Raw genomic sequence first — 6,185 nt, 5'->3', positions numbered from 1 at the left:
CAGGCTCACGTCCATGGAGCCGATTCCCGCCGGGATCGTCTGGGTGCGGGGGTCGAGGAGGAACACCGAGGCCAGCATGAAGTCGCTGGCGATCGTGCCGAGCGTGAAGACGGCCGCGGCCACGAGCACGGGGCGGCTCAGCGGCAGGGCGATCCGGAAGAACACGTCGGCCGGAGTCGCCCCGTCGATCCGCGCCTGGTCCAGGAGCTCCCGGGGCAGCCGCGCCCAGTAGGCCGAGAGGAGCCACACGCAGAACGGCAGCGCGAGCATCGGGTAGACCAGGAGCAGGGCGAGCAGGCTGTCGTCGAGCCCGAGCCGGATCACCACCTGGTAGAGCGGCACGAAGAGGATCGTGTGGGGCACGGCGTAGGTGGCGAAGAGCGCGCGGCGCGCCCAGCGCCCGCCGGGCGGGCGGAGGCGGCCGAGGGCCCAGCCCGCCATCACGCTCAGGAGGAGCGTCAGCGCGAGCGCGCCCGCGAAGACGACCAGGGTGTTCTCGAGCCACGCCACGAACGGGTAGCTGCGGAGCAGCCCGCCGCTGATGAGCCCGCGCGTGGGCGCGCGCTCCGCGAAGAGGTCGGCGAAGTTCTCGAGCGTGGGCCGCCGCACGATCAGCGGCGAGCCGAACACGTCCTCCTCGGCGGTCTTCAGCGACTGCACCAGCATGAAGTAGATCGGGAACAGGCACCACACGACGGCGAGCAGGACGAGCGCGGCCTGGCCCAGGCGGCGGACACTGGAGCGGCCGGCTTTGCGGCCGGTTCGGAAAACCCGGGCGTGCGCGGTCATGTCGTCCATCCAGTCGACTGGTTCGGGAGCCGGATGCCGCTCGCTCACGGCTCTCCCGTGGCGACTGCGGACCGACTGTTCGAGCGCCGGCTCTGCCGGCGCAATCCAGGGGGGAGGTTCGGAAGGGGGGCGGAGCCCCCCTCCGAGGAGTCCTCCTCGGCGGGATCGAAGAGCCGGAAGAGCGCCCACAAGGTCGCCAGCAAAGGCGGCACCAGCGTGAGCGAGAGCGCGGAGGCGAGGCCGAGCTGGCCGCCATTGATCCCGAGCCAGTAGGCCTGCGTCCCGATCACGGGGAACACGATGCGCCCGCCCGTGAGCATCCAGACGTTGGCGAGGTCGGCGAAGGCCGTCGTGAGGGAGAGGAAGACGGCGAGGGCCAGGAACGGCCGGAGCAGCGGTACCGTGACGAGCCAGAACCGGCGCCAGGCGCTGCCGCCCTCGAGCCGCGCCGACTCGAGCAGCGCGGCCGGGATCGCGGCGAGCCCGGCGAGCAGGAACACCGCGGTGAACGACCCGCCCCGCCACACGTTGAAGGCGGCCACGCTCAGGAAGGCCCAGGCCCCCGTGCCCAGAGCCGAGTCCACCGCATACTTCGCGTGCCCGACGGCGAGGCTGTAGGAGGTGATGAGCGGCGGGTTCAGCGTCCAGTACCAGCCGATGACGGCCACGCTCGCGGGGTAGACCCAGGGCAGGAACACGGCCAGCAGCGCGAGCGCGCGCCCCGGGAACGGCCGGTGGAGGAGCAGCGCGAGGGGGACCCCGATGGCGAGCTTGAGGGCGGCGGTCGCCGCCACGTAGGCGAGCGTCGCCGCCGCGGCGGGCCAGAAGCGGTAGACGGGGTCGGTCAGGAGGCGGGCGTAGTTGGCGAGCCCCACGAACCGAGCGGGCCCGTCGAGCTGGGGTGAGAGGTTCGTGAGGGAGACCCAGGTCTCCCACGCGACGGGATAGGCGAGCACGCCCAGCACCATCACGGCCGCCGGGAGCAGGAGCAGCCACGCCACGAGCACCTCGCGGCGGCGCGCACGGGCGGGCGAGGCGGAGCGGCTCAGCGGGCGGTGTACCGCGCGGCCGCGGTCGCCCGCTCGCGCGGATAGACGACCACGTGCCGGCCGTTCTGGATCTGCACGACCACGCGCTCGTAGAAGAGCGGCTCGCCCGTCGCGCCGAACTTCACCCGGCCGAGCGGCGTCTCCACGTCGACGCGGGCCAGCGCGTCGCGGACGGCCGGGCCGGTGGGCTCGCGGCCGGCCGTGACCACGCCCTCGATCGCGGCGAGCAGCGCGCGGGCCGCCGCGTACCCGTGCATGGTCAGCGGCGCCGGCTCGCCGCCGAAGCGCGCCGTGAAGGCGGCGACGAAGGCGGCCGACTCCGCCTCGCGCCCGCCGAGGTAAATTCCCGGCAGCCAGGACGTGGTGCCGAAGAGGCCCTCGCTGGCCGGCCCGAGCTCGCGGATCACCGCGGGGAACTCCATCCCGAAGGCGCCGAGGAAGGCCTTGAGCGTGATCCCGGACTGCGCCATCTGCCGGGTCAGGAGCAGGTGGTCGGCGAAGAACGTGTCGGAGAGCAGGACCTCGGCGCCCCGGTCGCGCAGCCGCGCGAGCAGCGGCGTGAAGTCGGAGAGCCCCGGCGCGAACGGCTCGAGGACGGGGACCGCCACGCCCTTCTGCTCCAGCGCCTCCTTCTGGCGCCGCGCGATCTGGGTCGCCCCCGGCGTGGACGAGTGGAAGATCGCCACCGCGCGGGGCTTGAAGACGTCGAGGACGATGCCGACGGTGGCGGCGACGTAGGGCGCCGGGCTCGAGATCCGGAAAAACCAGCGGTTTCCGCGCCGGGTGAGGCGCTCGTCGAGGGAGGCCGTGGCGAGGTAGGGGATGCGGGTCCGGTCGGCCACCTCGGCGATCGGGCCCACCAGGCTGTCGACGTAACCGCCGATCAGCGCGACCGCGCCCTGCCTCGACGCCAGCTCCTCGGCGGCCGCGATGGCCCGCTGGGGCGCGCCCTCGTCGTCGCGGGAGTGAAGCTCGATCCGCCGGCCGGCAAGCCCGCCGCGCGCGTTGGCCTCCTCGACGGCGAGCAGGATGTCCTGGTGGATCGCGGTGCCCTGGACGGCGAGCAGGCCGGTGCGGGGGTTGATCTCGCCGAGGACGACGGGCCCGGCCGCGCGCGCCGATCCGGCGGCGAGCCCGCCCAGGACGAGCGCCAGCGCCACGAGGCCACGGCGCATGGCGCGGCTACTGGAGCGCTTCTTCCGTCTTGGTGTCGAAGAAGTGGGTGCGCTCCGGCACGAAGGCCACCCGGATCTTCTCGTGCTGCTTCACGCGCACGCTGGGGTCGACCCGCAGCACCATCGGGCTCGGCCCCACCTTGATGTCGAGCAGGATCTCCGAGCCCAGCGGCTCCACGACGTCGACCACGGCCTCGCTGGTGATGTCCACGGGGTCGGTGCCCACGGCCAGGCGCAGGTCCTCCGGCCGGATCCCCAGGATGACGGGCTGCCCCTTCTTCGGCCCGAGCCGCGCCACACACGGCGGCGCCACCTTCAGCCGGAGGCCCGGCGCCGCCACCCACAAGGAGCCGTTGTTCTCGGTGACCGTGGTCTCGATGAAGTTCATGGCGGGGGAACCGATGAAGCCCGCCACGAACCGGTTGCGCGGCTTCCCGTAGAGCTCGAGCGGCTCGCCCACCTGCTGGATCCAGCCGTCCTTCATGACCACGACGCGGTCGCCGAGGGTCATGGCTTCCACCTGGTCGTGGGTGACGTAGATCGCCGTCGTCTCCAGCCGGTCGTGCAGCTTCTTCAGCTCCACGCGCATCTGCACCCGCAGCTTGGCGTCGAGGTTCGAGAGCGGCTCGTCGAAGAGGAAGACCTGGGGGTGGCGGACGATGGCGCGGCCGACGGCTACGCGCTGCCGCTGGCCGCCCGAGAGCTGGCGGGGCTTGCGCTTGAGCAGCTCCTGGATGCCGAGGATCTCGGCGGCATCCTGCACCCGCTTCTGGATCTCGGGCTTGGGGAACTTCCGCATCTTGAGCCCGAAGGCCATGTTGTCGTAGACGGTCATGTGCGGGTACAGCGCATAGTTCTGGAAGACCATGGCGATGTCGCGGTCCTTGGGCGGCAGGTCGTTGACGATCCGGTCGCCGATCGAGATCTCGCCCGAGGTGATCTCCTCCAGGCCCGCTACCATCCGGAGGGTGGTGGACTTGCCGCAGCCCGAGGGGCCGACCAGGACCATGAACTCCTTGTCGCGGATGTGAAGGTTCACGTCCTTCACGGCGTGGACTTCGTCGTACTTCTTGTTCAGGTCTTTCATGAGGACCTGCGCCATCGTTGGTCTCCTTATCCCTTCACCGAGCCTGTCAGCCCCGTGACGTAGTACTCCACGAAGAACGAGTACACCAGCGCCACCGGCACCGAGCCGAGCAGCGCCCCCGCCATCAGCTGTCCCCAGAAGTAGATGTCGCCCCGGATCAGCTCCGAGACGACGCCCACCGGCACGGTCTTGCGCTCGGGCGACGAGAGGAAGACCAGGGCGTAGATGAACTCGTTCCAGGACAGCGTGAACGCGAAGATGCCGGCGGAGAGGATGCCGGGCACGGCAATGGGGAAGATGATCCGCACCATGGCCCCGAAGCGCGAGGCGCCGTCGATGCGGGCGCACTCTTCCAGCTCCTTGGGGATCGTCTTGAAGTAACCCATCAAGAGCCAGGTGCAAAACGGGATCAGGAAGGTCGGGTAGGTGAGAATCAGGGCCCAGGGCGTGTTGCCGAGCTGGAAGTTGCGGATGATGTCGGCCAGCGGGATGAACAGCAGCGTCGGCGGCACCAGGTACGTCACGAAGATGGAGGTCCCCAGCGTTCCGGCCATGGGGAAGCGCAGGCGCGCCAGCGCGTAGCCGGCCAGCAGCCCGCAGAAGAGGGAGATCCCGGTGGAGGCCACCGCGATGAAGAACGTGTTCCAGAGCCAGGTGGGGAAGGTGGTCTTGGCCATCAGGTCCTGGAAGTGGGCCAGCGTCGGGTGGAGCGTCCAGAAGGGCGCGTTCTGCTCGGCCCGCCAGGAGCGGTAGAGCTCGGCGTCGGGGCGGATGGCGGTGATGAACATCCAGTAGAAGGGGAAGAGGGTCCCGATGATGAACAGCGTGAGCGGGATGTAGAAGAACACCCACTTCTTCCACCGGCGCTCGGTCACCACGTGGCGCCCCTCTGGCAGGCCGCGGACGCGGGTCTGCCGCCGGGTCCTGTCCGGGTCGCGGCCCCCGTCCGGCATCGCGGTCGGTGGCTTGCGTTGCGGTCGCAGGCGAATCGACGCGCCCCCTTCAGGCGTGGATGCCCTCGCGCCCGCGCGTGAGGTGCCACGGGCTGCTGGCGGACGGGGACCGCTCCCCCGCCACCCGGCGGCGAACCCGCGCCCGCGGCCTGCCAGAGGGGCATCAGGCGTTTTCCAGGCGGCGGAGGTAGCGGAGCTGCAGCCACACGACGATGAAGAGGACCGGGAGCATCGTCAGCGAGATGGCGGCGCCCTCGCCCAGGAGCCCGGTGGCCACGCCGATCTGGTAGGCGTAGGTCGCAATCAGGTGGGTGGAGTTGGCCGGCCCGCCGCCGGTCAGCACGTAGATGAGTTGGAAATCCGAGAAGGTCTGGATCACCGAGAACACCACCACCACCAGCGTGACGGGCTTGAGCAGCGGCCAGGTGACATGCCAGAACCGCTTCCAGCCGTTGGCGCCGTCGAGGGAGGCTGCCTCGTGGAGGTCGGGGTTGATGGTCTGCAGCCCAGCCAGCAGCGTGATGGCGAAGAACGGCATGCCCCGCCACGTGTTCACCACGATGGCGCACCAGAGCCCCCAGGCCCCGTCGGAGAGGAACGGCAGCTTGGTGGTGATGAATCCGAGCTTGTAGAGGCTCCAGTTCAGCACGCTGAACGTGGGGTCGAACATCCACCGCCAGGCGAAGGTCGATAGCACGGTGGGGACGATGAACGGCAGCAGCATGGAGGCCCGGACCAGCCGCTTGCCCCGGAAGTGGCGGTTGAGGAGGACGGCCAGCCACATGCCGAGGGTGAGCTTGAAGACAGTGGCCCAGAAGGTATAGAAGCCGGTGTTCCAGAAGGCCTCCCGAAAGATGGAGTCGTTCCACACCTTCCCGAAGTTCTTGAGCCCGACGAACGTCCCCGCAGTGCCGACGGTGGTGCTCGATAGCGACAGCCAGACGCCCATGACGAAGGGGTAGGCGATGAACGTGCCGAGCAGGAGGACGGCCGGGGCCAGCAGGAGGGCGGCCAGCAAGCGCTCGTTTTCCAAGAGCGTGCGCGCCTGGACCTTGGAGGTGCGGGGATGGGGCAGCGCCACCTCGACACCGGCGGCGCCGCCCGCTCCCCCCGCGATGGGATTCTTCACGTG

The 6,185-nt window shown here is 70.2% G+C and carries 6 protein-coding genes; all 6 read right to left on the bottom strand.

What is annotated here, in order from left to right:
* On the bottom strand, positions 1 to 789 hold a 789-nt coding region (locus tag VGV13_18910), incomplete at its 3' end, for a carbohydrate ABC transporter permease (protein ID HEV8643161.1).
* Between the two features lie 44 nt (positions 790 to 833).
* The gene (locus VGV13_18905) at positions 834 to 1,790 is read right to left on the bottom strand and encodes a sugar ABC transporter permease (GenBank protein HEV8643160.1); all 957 of its coding nucleotides are present in this window, start codon (positions 1,788 to 1,790) and stop codon (positions 834 to 836) included.
* Positions 1,791 to 1,834: 44 nt separating this feature from the next.
* Positions 1,835 to 3,013 (bottom strand): ABC transporter substrate-binding protein, encoded by a 1,179-nt coding sequence (locus VGV13_18900; GenBank protein ID HEV8643159.1) that lies wholly within the window; start codon positions 3,011 to 3,013, stop codon positions 1,835 to 1,837.
* A 7-nt stretch (positions 3,014 to 3,020) separates the two neighbouring features.
* Complete coding sequence (gene ugpC / locus VGV13_18895; protein ID HEV8643158.1) at positions 3,021 to 4,115, bottom strand: sn-glycerol-3-phosphate ABC transporter ATP-binding protein UgpC; 1,095 nt, start codon at positions 4,113 to 4,115, stop codon at positions 3,021 to 3,023.
* Between the two features lie 11 nt (positions 4,116 to 4,126).
* The gene (locus VGV13_18890) at positions 4,127 to 4,978 is read right to left on the bottom strand and encodes a carbohydrate ABC transporter permease (protein HEV8643157.1); all 852 of its coding nucleotides are present in this window, start codon (positions 4,976 to 4,978) and stop codon (positions 4,127 to 4,129) included.
* Positions 4,979 to 5,216: 238 nt separating this feature from the next.
* Positions 5,217 to 6,182, bottom strand: a complete 966-nt coding sequence (locus tag VGV13_18885; protein HEV8643156.1) for a sugar ABC transporter permease — start codon at positions 6,180 to 6,182, stop codon at positions 5,217 to 5,219.
* Between the last annotated feature and the right edge of the window lie 3 nt (positions 6,183 to 6,185).

The sequence above is a fragment of the Candidatus Methylomirabilota bacterium genome, from assembly GCA_036001065.1.
Lineage (GTDB): Bacteria > Methylomirabilota > Methylomirabilia > Rokubacteriales > CSP1-6 > MNEF01.
This window is presented reverse-complemented; position numbering and strand designations above follow the sequence as displayed.

Coding starts and splice junctions, on each gene's coding strand:
- ugpC (HEV8643158.1), bottom strand. CDS start 4,115: ATGGCGCAGGTCCTCATGAAAGACCTGAACAAGAAGTACGACGAAGTC.
- VGV13_18900 (HEV8643159.1), bottom strand. CDS start 3,013: ATGCGCCGTGGCCTCGTGGCGCTGGCGCTCGTCCTGGGCGGGCTCGCC.